Origin of the sequence: Natronomonas pharaonis DSM 2160 (assembly GCF_000026045.1) — an archaeon.
In the GTDB taxonomy this organism is placed as follows: Archaea; Halobacteriota; Halobacteria; order Halobacteriales; family Haloarculaceae; genus Natronomonas; species Natronomonas pharaonis.
Genome location: NC_007426.1, coordinates 314,053 through 327,637, shown reverse-complemented (window position 1 = coordinate 327,637; position 13,585 = coordinate 314,053). Strand labels below are relative to the sequence as shown.

The window sequence follows — 13,585 nt, the reverse complement described above, 5'->3', positions numbered from 1 at the left end:
ACCGAAACCCATAAAGTCGACAGCCACCGACGTACTCGTGAGCCGAGGTAGCCTAGCCCGGCCAAGGCGGTTGCTTCGAGAGCAACTGTCCGAGAGGACTCGTGAGTTCAAATCTCACCCTCGGCGCTCGCTGCTTTCGTCGTCTTTTTGCGCGCTGCCGTCGCCGTTTCCGTATGGATGTCGTCGAGAACACGCTCGGTGCGAGCATCGACGCCTTTCTTTCGCGGCCGCTGTTCGGCCACCTCGCTACCCACCACCCCGACGGTCCCCGTGAGTCTCCTGTCTGGTATCTCTGGGAGGACGACACTGCCTGGGTGCTCGGCGACAGCGCGACTGATACGTTCCCAGCGCGCATCGAGCAGGAGCCTGCCTGCGCGCTCGGCGTCGTCGACTTCGACGCCGAGCGCGGGCTCGTCCAGCACGTCGGCATCCGCGGCCGCGGCTCCGTCGAAGCCTTCAACCGAGACCGGGCCGAGCGGCTGCTGGCGCGGTATCTCGGTGCCGACCGGAGCGGCTGGGACCGCCGCTTTGCGGACTACATCGCCGACCCGACAGAGACGGCGCTTTTGGTCCGGGTAGAGCCAGAAACGGTGGTCGCCCGCGACCAGTCGTATGCGCCAGCCCCGGTCGGCTAGTGCTCCTCGCCGATGCCGCCACGGACCGCGAGCCAGCCGAGCGCGCTGACAAAAAGCACCGGCGGCACCAGCAACAGCCCCCAGACGAGATTGAGCCCCCACTGCAGGATTAGGACGACGTTGCCGAGCCCGAGAAGCAGAAACGGCAGTATAACCACCGTCGCCGTCTTCGCCCGGCTCGGACTCTCGTCGGCGGCATCGGCAGCCTCGGTCATGCACCGGATTGGAGTGAGAGGCAAAAAAGGCCGCCGGTTCGCCAGTCAGGCGTCCTCGGCCGCCGTCGACAACGGGGCCTGTTCGCCGGGGCGTTCCGGTTCGTTGCCCCGAAGCCGACTACGACGGGCCAACAGATATCCGTCAGCCGGCGACGGGTCAAGCGGATGGGCATCCTGCACCCACAGCGTCTTCCCTTGCGGAGCGGCCGCCTTCGCCCACCGGCGCGCCAGCGCCTTCGAATCGAACTCGCGGGAGCGGCCGGACTCGGCGACCCACTCGCCGACCGCTCGGCTCACCCGCCGTGCCGACGGCTTGATAACGACGACGTAGCCGTCTTCCATACCGGTCGTGGGGGGCCACGATGCGAAAACCTTTGGTCGCGGTCGACACACTGCTTGGTGATGGCACACAAAGCGACCGTTCACGGGCTCGGCGTCAGCGTCGACGAAGACGACGACAGCGAGGAGGGGCCACCGGTCGTCGTCCTACATGCCAGAGACGAGGCGCTTCCCATCTTCATCAGCGAAGACCAAGCGAAATCGATATCGCACGCACTCGATGACGAACCGTTCCAGCGGCCGCTCACACACGACCTGTTCATCGAGATGCTCACCGAGTTCGGCGGCGCAATCGACCGCGTCCGCATCGACGACCTCGCGGACAGTACATTCCTCGCGAAAATCGACGGCGAACGGTATTCGGACGGCGAGCGTACGACGGTGACCTTCGACGCCCGGCCAAGCGATGCTATCGCCGTCGCCCTCCGGGTCGACTGTCCGATTCTTATCGGCGATGAGGTCCTCGACGAGGCCGGACAGCCACAGGATACGTTTGAGGTCCGATAGCTACCGCCACTCCTCGACGGCAGCCTCGTCGCCGCGCGAAATCGCCACCCATGCGTCGTCGGTCGCGGTATCGGCAATGATGAAGGCCGACTCCCCCTCGCAGTAGTCGTAGGACTCCTGGATGCTCTCGGTCCGGCCCACCGCCGCGACATCGTGGATGTCCCGCATACCAGAACCGACCGGCAGGAGGGTTAATAGCGTTACGAATCCGTTGTCTACCCCACGGTCTTCCATCGACAAATTGCTGCTAATATCGGTATTACTGTCTATATTGAATCTTCAATCCGATATAACAATCCACGCGTTCACCGGCAGATGGTGTACAGCGTGCGGTCAGCCGTCCTCCCCGTAGCGGTCCGCGGCCGACTCGAATCCCAGTTCAGTCTGCTCTCGCTTGCGCCTGCGCGCCGCTTCGGCGAGCGCTTCGGGGTCCGGGTCGGCGTCGTCGTCAATACGGCTCCCGGCATGGACCTTCGAGTGACACCACCGGCAGAGATAGACCGTTATTTCGTGGCTGTGTTCGCGGCGTTTGTCGTCGGGGTATCGGAGATGATGTTCCTCCAGCAGCGGCCGCTCGTCGTCGTGAGCGAGCCGCCGCTCGGCCAGCCCACAGCGTCGGCAGGTTCGGGACCGCTGTCTGGCCCGAAAGGACGGGCAGTCGCTCCACGAGTGACCACCCTCCGGGTCGGCGGCCGGACACCGCCCGTCATCGCGCTCGCCGCCGACGAACGCCGCCGCGGCCGCATCACCGTCGACGGCAGCACGGCAACGGCCGTCGTCGGTCAGAAAATCACACCGCTCGACGACGGCGTAGGGGTCCTCAACGCCGACCGGTGTCCCCTGCGGCGTCTCCTCCATGTCGACACTGATACGGCCGCAATACGTCAGCGTTCCGGAGCGATGCTGGAGTGTATTGGCAGACAACGCCGGGAGGTTTTTACCGGCCGGCAGCCCACACGGGACCGTGCGCGTTGTTCACGAAACCGACGGCGGGGGGCGGCCGCTGGCGACTAAGGTCGATGTCGCTGACAGTCTCGTCAGTCAGGGCCTCGGCCTGATGTTTCGGCGGTCGATACCCGACGATTACGCGCTCGTGTTTCCGTTCGATGAGGCGGCCCCACGAACGCTACATATGGTCTTTGTGCCATTCGACATCGACGCCATCTGGCTCGAAGCCGGCGACGTGCGGGCTGTCGAGCGGCTCGGGGGCTGGACCGGCTACGGCCGTGCCGTCGCAGACACGGTCATCGAGCTGCCGGCGGGGGCGGCCGATGCGGTTTCGGTCGGTGACCGCGTCCGCATCGACGGACTCACAGGCTGAGCGAGTCACAACCGCTGATTTCGAAGCGTGCGCCGCCCGCATCGCTTTCTGTCACCGTCACAGACCAGCCATGGGCGTCAGCGATTCGCTGTACAATCGTCAGCCCGAGCCCCGTGCCGTCGCCGGCGGTCGTATAGCCGTGTTCGAAGACCTGCTCGCGGTCCGCACGGTCGATACCGGGGCCATCGTCTTCAACGTAGAAGGTATCGCAGTCGTTCACACAGCCGACGGTAACGGTCACGCCCTCGCCGCCGTGCTCGGTGGCGTTTCCCAGCAGGTTCTGCAGCAGGAGTTCGAGCGCACTCTCATCAGCGGCCACCTCCAGCGGTTCGTCGTCGGCAACGACAAGCGTCGCCTCGTCCGCGTCGAGTCGCTGCCAGACGCGCCGGGTGACGGCGGCGAGGTTCTGCGGTTCCGTCGCCGATATCTCCCAGCCTTGCTGGGCAAGCGTTAGCGCGTCCTCGACGAGCACGTCGATGTCTTCGAGCAACCTCGCGGCGCGGTCGACGTGCTCGCTGTCACCCGCGAGGTCGAGGCGGCCGCGGGCGGCAGACAGCGGCGACTGGATGTCGTGTGAGAGGACATCGATGATGTCTTCGAGCGCCTCGTTCCGCCGTCGGAGCTCCCGGCGCTTTTCCCGTTCGCTCAGTTCCTGGCCGAGCCACTCCGCGACGAGTTCGACGAGCCGCCGTTCGGTGCTTGAAAACGGCGTCGGCCGCGGCTCCGGGGCGGTCAAGCAGAGGACGCCCCACAGCGAGCCGTCGGCGTAAACCGGCGTGCCGAGATGGCAGCCGGCCGTCTCCGCTTTGCCCCCCGCTCCGGCGAGGTCATCAGTCGCCAGCGGCTCCTCGTCAGCGACGACGCGGCCACAGAGTGTCTCCTCGAACGGCACGTCAGCATGGACCACCGTAGCAGCCGTTCCGGCCGCGACCACAGCCTCGTTGCACGGCTCGTTTTCTTGGACGCGTATAAGTCGACCGCCGGAAAGTCCAAGCGCCTCCCGGAGTGTGTCGATAAGCTCGGTTGCGCGTTCGTCGAACGGGCGGTCGGTGTCGGTGGCTACGGCATGGACAGCCGCAAGGACCGTTTCGGTCCGCTTTCTGTCTGTGACATCGCGGCTGATGCCGACCAGTCCCCGAAGGTTACCGTACTCGTCGTAATGCGGCCGCCGCTCACTGAGGAAGACGTATTCCTCGCCGTCGATACGATAGGTCTGTTCTTCCGCAACCGGCTCTTCGCTCGACAATACCTCACGGTCGGCCTCCAAGAGCCGCCGGTCGTCGTCGAGGTCGAAGAGGTCGCCGTCGTGCGTGCCGACGATATCCGAGGGGTCGGCGTCGAAGTAGTCCGCCCCCGCCTCGTTGATGAACTCATAGCGGCCCTCAGTGTCTTTGATGAAGACAGCCTCGTTCGTGTTCTCGACCAGCGCCCGGAACTGCCGGCTCTGTTCGCGCTCTTCGGTCACGTCCCGGACCAACGAGAGCACACCAACGACTTCGCCGTCATCCGTTATCGGGCGGTTGTGCCACTCGCAGACGACCGTCCCACCGTCTTTCCTGCTGTTTTCGTTGACTCGGGAACGGTTTTCACCTTCGTCGAGTAGCGTCTCCCAGTGGGCCTGCACCTCCGGCTCGATGCCGCCCGGAATAATGAACGAGGCGTGCCGGCCGACCGCTTCGGCGGTCGTGTAGCCGAAAAGCTCCTCGGCGCGGCTGTTCCAGCGGTCGACACAGAAATCGCGTGTCCACTCGATGACCGCCAGCGGGGACTGCTCGAAGAGGTGGCGGAGCCGCTCGTCTTTCCGCGTCAGTTCGTCTCCGCTTTCCGCATCGTTCAACAGCGCCTGCCGCACCCGGTCTGCGAGTTCGGCGACGAACCGCACCTCGTCGTCACGCCAGTCGCGCTGCTCTGTGGTCGACTCACAGCTGACGATGCCGACGACCTCTCCGCGGGAGCGGATAGTCCCATCGAGCAGCGATTCGACGCCGTTCGGCTGTAGATACTGGTCACGAAGACTCGATAGCCGTTCGTCGGCGTCGACATCCTCGATTGCCAGCGACCGTCTCGCCTCGATGGCCTCGACGTACGCCCCGTGGCAATCAGCGTCCAGCCGCCGACCGCTCGTATGCGCATCGTCAGGCCGACGATAACAGTCCCGGCAGACGAGTTCGTCGCCGTCCAGCAACCAGACGCTCGCCCGCTCAACACCGAGGACGGCAGCCGCCCGTTCGGTGATTTGTCGACAGGCGGCCTCGAACTCCCCGTCGACGACCGATGGGGCCGTCGAAAGGTCGACAACCGTCTCCCGCTGTCGCTCTTTTCGCCGTTGGGCCTCATACTCGTCTGTTACGTCGCGAAAGACGAGAACGACGCCGCGTATCTCGTCGCCGTTGTCGGTTATCGGCGCAGCGCTGTCGGCGATATAGCGTTCCTCGCCCGTCTTCGAGATGAGCACCGTGCCGTTAGCTAGGTCGACAGACTCACCGCTGTCGAGGACCTGCTCGACGGGATTTTCGGCGGGCTGTCGGGTCTCCTCGGAGATAATATCGAAGACTTCCTCCAGGGGCCGACCGGCGGCATCCGCGCGGTCCCAGCCGGTCAGCGATTCCGCAACGTCGTTGAGCCGCTCAACGCGACCGTCGGCGTCAGTTGCGATGACCGCATCGCCTATCGATTCGAGCGTGATGTCGAGTCGGCGGTTCTGCTCTTCGAGGCGCTCGCTGGCCTGTCGGTGGGCAACGGCCTGTTCGATTGCCCGTGCGAGAACGCCGTACTGGGCTGTCGGGTCGCCACCCTTCTGGAGATAGCGGTCGGCACCGAGGTTCAGCGCCTCCATGGCGACTTCCTCACGTCCCTGTCCGGTAAAAATGATAAACGGGACGTCGTTGCCACGGTCCTCCCGCAATGTTTCGAGAAACTCCAGCCCGTCCATTTCGGGCATCTGATAGTCGGAGACGACGACATCGTACTCGGTGTCGTCTATCCTATCGAGCGCCTCGGACGCACTCGATACCGTTTCGACAGTAATCGTCTCTCGTTCTCGCTCCAAGAACTCCTGTGTCAGTTCGGCGAGTGCGGCGTCGTCGTCGACGTAGAGACACGCTATCTCGGTCGGCGGGCCAGTTCCATCCATCGCTCCTGCGTTGTGTTTCAGTACCACGCTCCGGCTGTAAAAAACCCGCACACGCGTCCCAATCACCACCTACTTTGGAGACCGCGAGTTGGCGCACACCCTCAGCAGGCACGCAACCAGCAAGTTAATCAAGGGGGACACCAATTACCAATGTACAGCCATGCCGAACCCCAACACGGCAGAGGATAGAGTAAGTCGCCGCAAGGCGGCTGGTCGAGAAATTCGACCGCTCGTCTAATACAGGAGTTTCTACCGTGACGACACTATTCGGGGACCACCCAGCGACTGCTCCCCTCGAAGACCAAGACGTACAGTTCCTAGATACGACGCTCCGTGACGGCGAGCAGGCACCCGGTATTTCTCTGACACCGGAGGAGAAGGCCGACATTGCCCGTGAGCTCGACGCGGCGAACGTCTCCGTCATCGAGGCCGGCAGCGCCTGTACGGGCCCCGGCGAACGGGAGACGATTGCCCGCGTGGCCGACCTCGGGCTTGACGCACGGGTAACGAGCTTCGCCCGCGGTGTCAAAAACGACATCGACCTCGCGGTCGACTGCGGTGTCGACGGTGTCAATCTCGTGGTACCAGCCAGCGACCGCCACGTCGAACAGAAGGTCGATACGACCCACGACGCCGTCGTCGAGAAGACGGTGGAACTCGTCGAGTACGCCACGGACCACGGCCTGTGGGTCGAAGTACTCGGCGAGGATGGCTCCCGCGCTGACCTCGACTTCCTCGAGGAGCTGATGGGCGCGGCTATCGATGCCGGCGCGGACCGCATCTGTGCGCCCGATACCGTCGGCCACGCTACGCCGGACCGGATGCTCGATATCTACGCACGGCTCTCGGAGCTCGGGCCGACCTCGACGCACACCCACGATGACCTCGGATTGGCGGTCACAAACGCCCTCGTCGGCGTCGCCGCCGGTGCCGACCTCGTCCACGGCACCATCAACGGCATCGGCGAACGGGCCGGCAACGTCGCCATCGAGGAGGTCGCTATCGCGTTGGACCACGGCTACGGCGTCGAAACGCTGGAGACCGAGCGGCTGTACGACCTCGGCCAGCTGGTTTCGACCAAGACCGGCGTCCCGCTGGCCCCGAACAAGGCCGTCGTCGGTGAAAACGCGTTCACCCACGAATCTGGCATTCACACCGATGGAACACTCAAAGACGATGCGATGTACGAGCCGTACCCGCCGGAGAAGGTCGGCCGAGAGCGCCGGCTCGTCCTCGGCAAGCACGCCGGTCGCGCGGGCGTCGAAGCGGCGCTGGCCGAACACGACATCGAAGTTACCGACGATGAACTCAGCGAAGTCGTCGACCGCGTCAAGCGGCTCGGCGACCGCGGCAAGCGCGTCACCGACGCCGACCTTCTCACCATTGCCGAGGAAGTACAGGGCCGCGAGCACGACCGCCGGGTCGAACTCGTCGACCTGACCGCTGCCTCCGGCAGTGGAACACCGACTGCGTCGGTACGACTGGAAGTCGACGGCACCGAACGCGTCGCATCCGGAACCGGCAGCGGCCCCGTCGACGCCGCCATCGCCGCCGTTCGGTCGGCGCTTGGCTCCGCCGCCGACGCACAGCTTGAGTCCTACCACGTCGACGCCATCACCGGCGGCACCGACGCCGTCGTCACCGTCGAAGTCGAGATGTCCCGCAACGACCGGACGGTCACCGTTGCGGCCTCCGACTCCGACATCACGACGGCGTCCGTTCGGGCGATGGTCGACGCCCTCGACCGGCTACTCGCCGACGAGAGCGAACCGGTCTTGGCCGACGACTAACTGTTGTCGTCTTTCACAACGCATCGGAGCGGCTCACCGCTCGAATCGCCTCTAGAAACGGCCAGCGGAATTATTGGTCGGTCAATGTTACATCTGGTAAATGACCGACCCGGTTCGCGTGCTGCACGTCGACGACGAGCCCGGGTTCGCGCCGCTTACGGCCGAGTTTCTCGAACGGGAACACGCTGCTATCGAGGCCGAGACGACAACCGACCCCGCCGTCGCTCTCGACCGACTCGCCGAATCGACGTTCGACTGCGTCATCGCGGATTATGCGATGGGCGGATGGGACGGCATCGAACTTCTCCGCGCTGTCCGAAACCGCTATCCGGACCTGCCGTTCGTGCTGTTTACCGGAGAGGGAAGCGAGGACATCGCGAGCCGTGCCGTCGCGGCCGGGGTCACAGAATACATTCCGAAACGTGAGAGTGCAGACCGCTACGAGCTGCTGGCAAACCGCGTGCTCAAGGCGGCACGAGAGTACCAGCCTGACGACGAGCATGAGCCACAACGCGAAGGCCACACCCGCCGCCGTGACGACCTGCTGCAGAAGACACAGGAGATAGCCGGCATTGGCGCATGGGAGTACGACGTTCGGCGTGACGTGTTGTACTGGACAGACCAGACAGCGGTCCTACACGGTGTCTCTCCCGAATACGACCCGACGCTGTCCGATGCTATCGAGCTGTACCATCCCGACGACCGGGCGAAGCTCCGGGACGTCATGCGGTCGGCCATCGACGAGGGGCGACCGTACGATATCGAGCTGCGGCTCACCGGAGAGTCCGACGACGGCGGGACCGTCTGGCTACGCGCCCGCGGTGAGCCACAATGGGGCGAAAGCGGTGTCGTCAGAATTCACGGCACGGTCCGGGACATCACGAGTCAAAAGCGCCGTGAAGTCCGCCTTGCGGGCGAAAACAACCGGCTCCAGTCTGTTATCGAGAACGTTCCGGTCGCACTCTTCTTGAAGGACGCGGATGGCCGATATCTGCTGATGAATCAGTATTTCAGAGAGACGTTCGATGTCGATGCTGAGTCGGTTGTCGGGCTGACAGATTACGATATCTTCCCGGCCGAAGTGGCGACCGAACTTCGGGGCGACGACCGGCAGGTTCTGGAGACAGACGAACCGGTTCAACTCGAAGAACAGGTGCCGACCGAGGATGGTCCTCGAGTCTTTTTGACGCACAAAGTGCCGATTGCCGGCGATGACGGCACGCCGCAGGCTGTCTGTGCCGTCGCGGCCGACATCACTGACCACAAGACACGCCAGCAACGGCTCGAACGGAAAAACGAGCGGCTCGAAGAGTTCGCCAGCGTCGTGAGCCACGACCTCCGGAATCCGTTGCGGGTTGCTGCGGGGCGGCTGGAGCTACTCGCCGAGGATTGCGACAGCGACCACATCGATGATATCGAGAACGCCCACGACCGCATGGAGCGGCTCATCGACGACCTACTCAGTCTGGCGCGACAGGGAGAGCCAGCGACAGAGACCGAACAGCTGTCGCTGCAGACGGTCGCGAAAGCCGCCCGCGAGACCGTTGAGACGAACGGTGCGACCATCGAAATCGAGTCAGACACGGATATCGTCGCCGACGAATCGCGGCTCCGCCAACTCGTCGAGAATCTCTTTCACAACGCCGTCGAACACGGTGGCGACGGTGTGGCTGTCACCGTTGGCGACCTCAACGACGACGGGTTCTATATCGAAGACGACGGTCCCGGCATCGACCGTGAGGACCGCGAGCAGGTTTTCGAGACCGGCTACTCGACGAGCGACGAGGGGACCGGCTTCGGGCTGACTATCGTCCGCGAGATTATCGATGCCCACGGCTGGGAGCTTCGGCTCACCGAGAGCGACGACGGCGGCGCACGCTTCGAGATACGAACCTGAGACGCCGGCAGTTGCCAGCGACGGCCCCGGAACCGCACGCGTGGCCGTTTCAGACGCTTTTTAATCGTCGGGACGGTACAGACACCAAATGACCCGAATCGTCGTGGTGGACAACCACGGGCAGTTTACGCATCTGGAACATCGCGCGCTTCGTGACCTCGGAGTCGACACCGAACTCATCGACAACGACACGCCGCCGGAGGAAATCGACGCCGACGGCATCGTCCTCTCCGGTGGTCCCGACATGGACCGTATCGGCCACTCGCCGGCATACCTCGACCTCGACATACCCGTACTGGGCATCTGCCTCGGGATGCAGCTGATGGCGGCCGAACTCGGCGGCCGCGTCGGTGCTGGCGACTACGGCGGCTACGCGGACGTGACAGTCTCCATCGAAGACGAATCCGACCCGCTCATCGGCTCGCTGGCCCCTGAAACCCGCGTGTGGGCCAGCCACGCCGACGAGGTCAAGGAACTCCCCGACGGCTTCGAGCGGACCGCCACCAGCGAGGTCTGTAACATCGAAGCCATGAGCGACACCGACCGGAACCGCTACGGTGTCCAGTGGCACCCTGAAGTCGCCCACACCGAAGCCGGCGAGGAGGTCTTCGAGAACTTCCGGGACATCTGTGCCGGCGATTGACGGCTGTACCAGCCCGTCAGCCGCCCGCCGATGAGCAACAGCCAGCGTGACTTGGCCGCCCTCTCCCGGTTCGTCTTTCGCGCCCCGGACTGGTCGGCAAGCCTCTTTCTGACGCTTCTGGTGGCGGCTGTCGCCGGTGTCGCCGCCTTCGATTCGGGCTTTGTCCTCGACGACGCCTATCTCGGGATGGTCTATGTCGGCGTTCCGACGGTCATCGCCGCGTTTCTCACGCCGTGGGTCGACCGCCCGCTCGGTGGGCGGCTCACGTACAACCGCTCGGCGTTGCTCGCCTTTCTCTGTGAACTGCTCGTCGTCGTCGCCATCGTCGTTGCCGCCGCTGCTGTCGCCGTCACCGGTCTCGGCGCGGGCGCAATCGTCGGCGCGCTCGTCGTCTCGCTGGCGTCGATGTTCGCCGTTCGGCTGTTTGTCGTCCTCGCGGTCTCTCGGCAGTCGCTGCCGGTCGCCGCAATCCCGGCGAGTATCCAGCCGGTCGCCGCGGCCGTGCTGGTGTTCCTCCACAGCGACGCCGCGCGGCATCTGGGCTTTGCCCCCGCCGCCGACATCCCGTTTGTCGGGACCTTCGCCGCACCCGTTCTCGATGCGGTCCGCCCCGTCGATTTCGCGCTTTTGCTCGCGCTTTGTGCCGTCTATGCGGTTGCTGTCTATGGGTTTCTCATCGCTATCGACCGGCCGTGGCGGCGGAGCCTCGGCGTCTCCGTGCTGGATTTCGTGCGGGGGTTCATCGGCCACATCGCCGACGGCTCGACGGAGCTAGAGTCGTTCTTCGAGGAACTCGGCGAGACCGCTGTCGTCCCGGTGTCGGCGCTGGTCGTCCGGCAACCGGATGGCACAGAGAAGGCACGGTTCGTCGCGCCGATGGTCCACCCGGGACCGATGGGCGACATCGGCGGTGGGAATCTCCCCGCTCGTCTCGACGAGCGCGCGTCGGGGCTTTCGTTTCCGCTGCACGGCACTGCCGGCCACGATTTCAACCTCGTCACGGAGCGGGCGGTTGAGCCGGTTGTCGACGCTGTCGATGACGCAGTCGAAGCCGCCGGCGAACACGAAGCGGCGACGGGAGCCCGACGGACTACTGTGGGCGACTCGACGCTCGTGGGACAGGCCGTCGGCGACGGGGCGTTCGCCGTCATTACGCACGCCCCCGAGCCGGCCGACGATATCGCCTTCGGGGTCGGGCTGGCGGCGACCGGTGAACTCCGGGCGGCAGGGTTCGAGACGGCGCTTGTTGCCGACGCACACAACTGCAACGGGCAGGTCGGGGACGGCCCGGGGCAGGTTACCCCCGGCTCCCGGCGGGCGGGCGACATCCAGAGTGCTGCCGGGGAACTCGGCGCAGCGCTATCGGCGGCCGACAGTGGGCCGCTCTCGGTCGGTGTCGCTGCCAGCGAGACCGACTGGAAGCCGACCGACGGCATCGGCCCGCTGGGGGTCCGCGTGGCCGTCTTCGATACCGACGGCGACCGGACCGCCTACGTGCTGGTCGACGGAAACAACATGGTTCCCGGACTCCGCGAGCGAATACAGGACGCGCTTGCGGCCGACACCGTCGAAGTCGCGACGACCGACACCCACGTCGTCAACACCGTCGAAGCGACAAACCGGGTGGGCGACGCCCTCGACGGCGACGAACTGGTCGCGCTCGTGCAGTCGCTCGAAGCCGACGCCACGGCCGACCTCGAACCGGTCGTCGCAGGGGTCGGAAGCGCCGAGGCCGAGACGACCGTCTTCGGGACCGACCGAACCGAGACGCTCGCGTCGACGGCGAACGCGATGGTCCAGCTCGGCGGCGTACTGCTCTTGGTGGTCGTTGGTGCTGTGCTCACCGTGAGCCTGCTCGTCGTTCTTCTTGCCGGGTGACTCGCAGTCGACACTGGCGAAGTCGTCGTCGGTCAATCGACATCGTCAGCCGTCCGGACGCGACCGGCGGCGACTGCCGTCTCGATGCCGCGGAAAAGCCCGTAGACGCCAAGCGCGAATCCGAAGCCGATGACGAGGCCGAACGTCAAAAACGCGGGAACGAGTTCGTCGATATCGAGCCGCGACCACGTCGGTGCGAGGCGGTAGGCGGCGTAGGCGGCCAACCAGCCGACGACCACCGCTGTCGTCGACTTCGCGTATCTCGTAGTCGGCGGTGCTGTGTCCTGCTTCGCGTAGCTCATACATATACATTATTGCAAATATATGTGTAGGATAAATTATCTTCAGGGGAGATACAGCCAGAAGCGCCGAGGCTGTCGCGTTGCTACAGAGAGGCAGTAGCCGGCCGACAAGCGGCCGTTACTCGAAGAGTTCGTCGACGGCCGACTCGGCCGCTTCGACGGCTTCCTGTGCGACCGCCCCGGGGTCGGGGTCGTCGGGCGCGTTCAGGTAGATATCGACATCGAGGGTGCCGTCCTCGAATCGCACCGTCACGTCCATGTCAGTCACTTCGGACTGCTTGTACCGCGAGAGGATGAGCCCCTCGGCGGCGTCCGAGGCGACTTCGACTATCTCGTCGGCCGTCGGTTCGTCGCTGTCGTCGGCAGTCACGGCCGATTACGCGCCGCCTGCGCCGGGGCCGCCGGGACCCATCGGGCCGCCGCCTGCGCCGCCCTGCAGCATCTCCTGGAGCTCTTCCTGGAGACCCTCGAACTGGTCTTGGACACGCTCTTCTTGCTTTGTGAGCGTCTCGACGCGGACTTCGAGGCTGTCGACCTTCTCTTCGAGGTTCTCGTAGGCCTCGTCGTAGTCGGTCTCGATGAGCAGCTCGCCGACTTCCTGATACATCTGGGTGTCACCCTCGATGTCGTCGAGGGTCTCCAGTGCCGTCTCGGACTCCCGCAGTTGGGTTTCGGCCTGCTGTTTCTGCTGTGCGACCTGCTGTGCGGTCTCCTGAAGGTCCTGAAGCTCCTCGATTTTCTCTTGGGCTTCAGGCGGAAGGTTACCCTGCATACCTCCATCCTCGGTTTCGGGACGGAAAAACCCCGCACTTTCGCCGCGACCGCGGGTTTGGTCCTCGTCGGCCGTTCGTGCTGTCGACGACGGTACGTCCGCCTGTCGATACCGGTGTGTCCGTCTGTTGATACCGGTGTGTCCGTCTTGCCG

Annotated in this window: 15 protein-coding genes and 1 tRNA gene; 8 read left to right on the top strand and 8 right to left on the bottom strand. The window is 64.8% G+C overall.

Features of this window, described 5'->3' with window-relative positions:
• Positions 1–41: 41 nt before the first annotated feature.
• Positions 42–126: transfer RNA gene (locus NP_RS01635), tRNA-Ser, on the top strand.
• 47 nt (positions 127–173) lie between these two features.
• Complete coding sequence (locus NP_RS01630) at positions 174–635, top strand: pyridoxamine 5'-phosphate oxidase family protein (RefSeq protein WP_011322047.1); 462 nt, start codon at positions 174–176, stop codon at positions 633–635.
• Here the strand turns inward: NP_RS01630 and NP_RS01625 are convergent.
• Positions 632–850, bottom strand: a complete 219-nt coding sequence (locus tag NP_RS01625) for a hypothetical protein (RefSeq protein ID WP_011322046.1) — start codon at positions 848–850, stop codon at positions 632–634. The genes NP_RS01630 and NP_RS01625 overlap by 4 nt on opposite strands.
• Positions 851–895: 45 nt before the next feature.
• Positions 896–1,192, bottom strand: a complete 297-nt coding sequence (locus tag NP_RS01620; RefSeq protein WP_049939432.1) for a hypothetical protein — start codon at positions 1,190–1,192, stop codon at positions 896–898.
• Positions 1,193–1,252: 60 nt separating this feature from the next.
• On the opposite strand from NP_RS01620, the gene NP_RS01615 reads away from it, so the two are divergent.
• Positions 1,253–1,696, top strand: a complete 444-nt coding sequence (locus tag NP_RS01615) for a bifunctional nuclease family protein (RefSeq protein WP_011322044.1) — start codon at positions 1,253–1,255, stop codon at positions 1,694–1,696.
• On the opposite strand, the gene NP_RS14550 is transcribed toward NP_RS01615, so the two are convergent.
• Together NP_RS14550 and NP_RS01610 are read right to left on the bottom strand one after the other, a co-directional pair.
• Positions 1,697–1,864: a DUF7556 family protein gene (locus NP_RS14550; protein ID WP_158303751.1), complete on the bottom strand. Its 168-nt coding sequence runs from the start codon at positions 1,862–1,864 to the stop codon at positions 1,697–1,699.
• 165 nt (positions 1,865–2,029) lie between these two features.
• Positions 2,030–2,554: a DUF7097 family protein gene (locus NP_RS01610; RefSeq protein ID WP_011322042.1), complete on the bottom strand. Its 525-nt coding sequence runs from the start codon at positions 2,552–2,554 to the stop codon at positions 2,030–2,032.
• 106 nt (positions 2,555–2,660) lie between these two features.
• Between NP_RS01610 and NP_RS01605 the strand changes: the two genes are divergently transcribed.
• Entirely contained in the window at positions 2,661–3,017 is a 357-nt protein-coding gene (locus NP_RS01605) for a DUF192 domain-containing protein (protein WP_049939430.1), read from the top strand.
• Here NP_RS01605 and NP_RS01600 read toward each other — a convergent pair.
• Positions 3,007–6,150: a PAS domain-containing protein gene (locus NP_RS01600; RefSeq protein ID WP_011322040.1), complete on the bottom strand. Its 3,144-nt coding sequence runs from the start codon at positions 6,148–6,150 to the stop codon at positions 3,007–3,009. The genes NP_RS01605 and NP_RS01600 overlap by 11 nt on opposite strands.
• Before the next feature lie 254 nt (positions 6,151–6,404).
• Between NP_RS01600 and NP_RS01595 the strand changes: the two genes are divergently transcribed.
• The 4 genes from NP_RS01595 to NP_RS01580 all read left to right on the top strand — a co-directional run bounded on the left by NP_RS01595 (position 6,405) and on the right by NP_RS01580 (position 12,358).
• Positions 6,405–7,940: a (R)-citramalate synthase gene (locus tag NP_RS01595; RefSeq protein ID WP_011322039.1), complete on the top strand. Its 1,536-nt coding sequence runs from the start codon at positions 6,405–6,407 to the stop codon at positions 7,938–7,940.
• A gap of 100 nt (positions 7,941–8,040) precedes the next feature.
• A complete protein-coding gene (locus NP_RS01590; RefSeq protein WP_011322038.1) occupies positions 8,041–9,837 on the top strand; it encodes a hybrid sensor histidine kinase/response regulator in 1,797 nt (598 codons plus the stop codon).
• A gap of 88 nt (positions 9,838–9,925) precedes the next feature.
• Positions 9,926–10,480, top strand: a complete 555-nt coding sequence (locus NP_RS01585) for a GMP synthase subunit A (protein ID WP_011322037.1) — start codon at positions 9,926–9,928, stop codon at positions 10,478–10,480.
• A 30-nt stretch (positions 10,481–10,510) separates the two neighbouring features.
• The gene (locus tag NP_RS01580; protein WP_011322036.1) at positions 10,511–12,358 is read left to right on the top strand and encodes a DUF2070 family protein; all 1,848 of its coding nucleotides are present in this window, start codon (positions 10,511–10,513) and stop codon (positions 12,356–12,358) included.
• A 32-nt stretch (positions 12,359–12,390) separates the two neighbouring features.
• On the opposite strand, the gene NP_RS01575 is transcribed toward NP_RS01580, so the two are convergent.
• The 3 genes from NP_RS01575 to NP_RS01565 form a co-directional block, all read right to left on the bottom strand.
• Positions 12,391–12,660: a hypothetical protein gene (locus tag NP_RS01575; RefSeq protein WP_011322035.1), complete on the bottom strand. Its 270-nt coding sequence runs from the start codon at positions 12,658–12,660 to the stop codon at positions 12,391–12,393.
• A 118-nt stretch (positions 12,661–12,778) separates the two neighbouring features.
• A complete protein-coding gene (locus NP_RS01570; RefSeq protein WP_011322034.1) occupies positions 12,779–13,030 on the bottom strand; it encodes a DUF3194 domain-containing protein in 252 nt (83 codons plus the stop codon).
• 6 nt (positions 13,031–13,036) lie between these two features.
• On the bottom strand, positions 13,037–13,432 hold the full coding sequence (locus tag NP_RS01565; protein ID WP_011322033.1) for a prefoldin subunit beta: 396 nt from the start codon (positions 13,430–13,432) through the stop codon (positions 13,037–13,039).
• Between the last annotated feature and the right edge of the window lie 153 nt (positions 13,433–13,585).

Bases quoted from the DNA above. Each gene is read 5' to 3' on its own strand.
- NP_RS01630 (WP_011322047.1), top strand. From the start codon at position 174: ATGGATGTCGTCGAGAACACGCTCGGTGCGAGCATCGACGCCTTTCTT.
- NP_RS01625 (WP_011322046.1), bottom strand. From the start codon at position 850: ATGACCGAGGCTGCCGATGCCGCCGACGAGAGTCCGAGCCGGGCGAAG.
- NP_RS01620 (WP_049939432.1), bottom strand. From the start codon at position 1,192: ATGGAAGACGGCTACGTCGTCGTTATCAAGCCGTCGGCACGGCGGGTG.
- NP_RS01615 (WP_011322044.1), top strand. From the start codon at position 1,253: ATGGCACACAAAGCGACCGTTCACGGGCTCGGCGTCAGCGTCGACGAA.
- NP_RS14550 (WP_158303751.1), bottom strand. From the start codon at position 1,864: ATGCGGGACATCCACGATGTCGCGGCGGTGGGCCGGACCGAGAGCATC.
- NP_RS01610 (WP_011322042.1), bottom strand. From the start codon at position 2,554: ATGGAGGAGACGCCGCAGGGGACACCGGTCGGCGTTGAGGACCCCTAC.
- NP_RS01600 (WP_011322040.1), bottom strand. From the start codon at position 6,150: ATGGATGGAACTGGCCCGCCGACCGAGATAGCGTGTCTCTACGTCGAC.
- NP_RS01590 (WP_011322038.1), top strand. From the start codon at position 8,041: ATGACCGACCCGGTTCGCGTGCTGCACGTCGACGACGAGCCCGGGTTC.
- NP_RS01585 (WP_011322037.1), top strand. From the start codon at position 9,926: ATGACCCGAATCGTCGTGGTGGACAACCACGGGCAGTTTACGCATCTG.
- NP_RS01580 (WP_011322036.1), top strand. From the start codon at position 10,511: ATGAGCAACAGCCAGCGTGACTTGGCCGCCCTCTCCCGGTTCGTCTTT.
- NP_RS01575 (WP_011322035.1), bottom strand. From the start codon at position 12,660: ATGAGCTACGCGAAGCAGGACACAGCACCGCCGACTACGAGATACGCG.
- NP_RS01565 (WP_011322033.1), bottom strand. From the start codon at position 13,432: ATGCAGGGTAACCTTCCGCCTGAAGCCCAAGAGAAAATCGAGGAGCTT.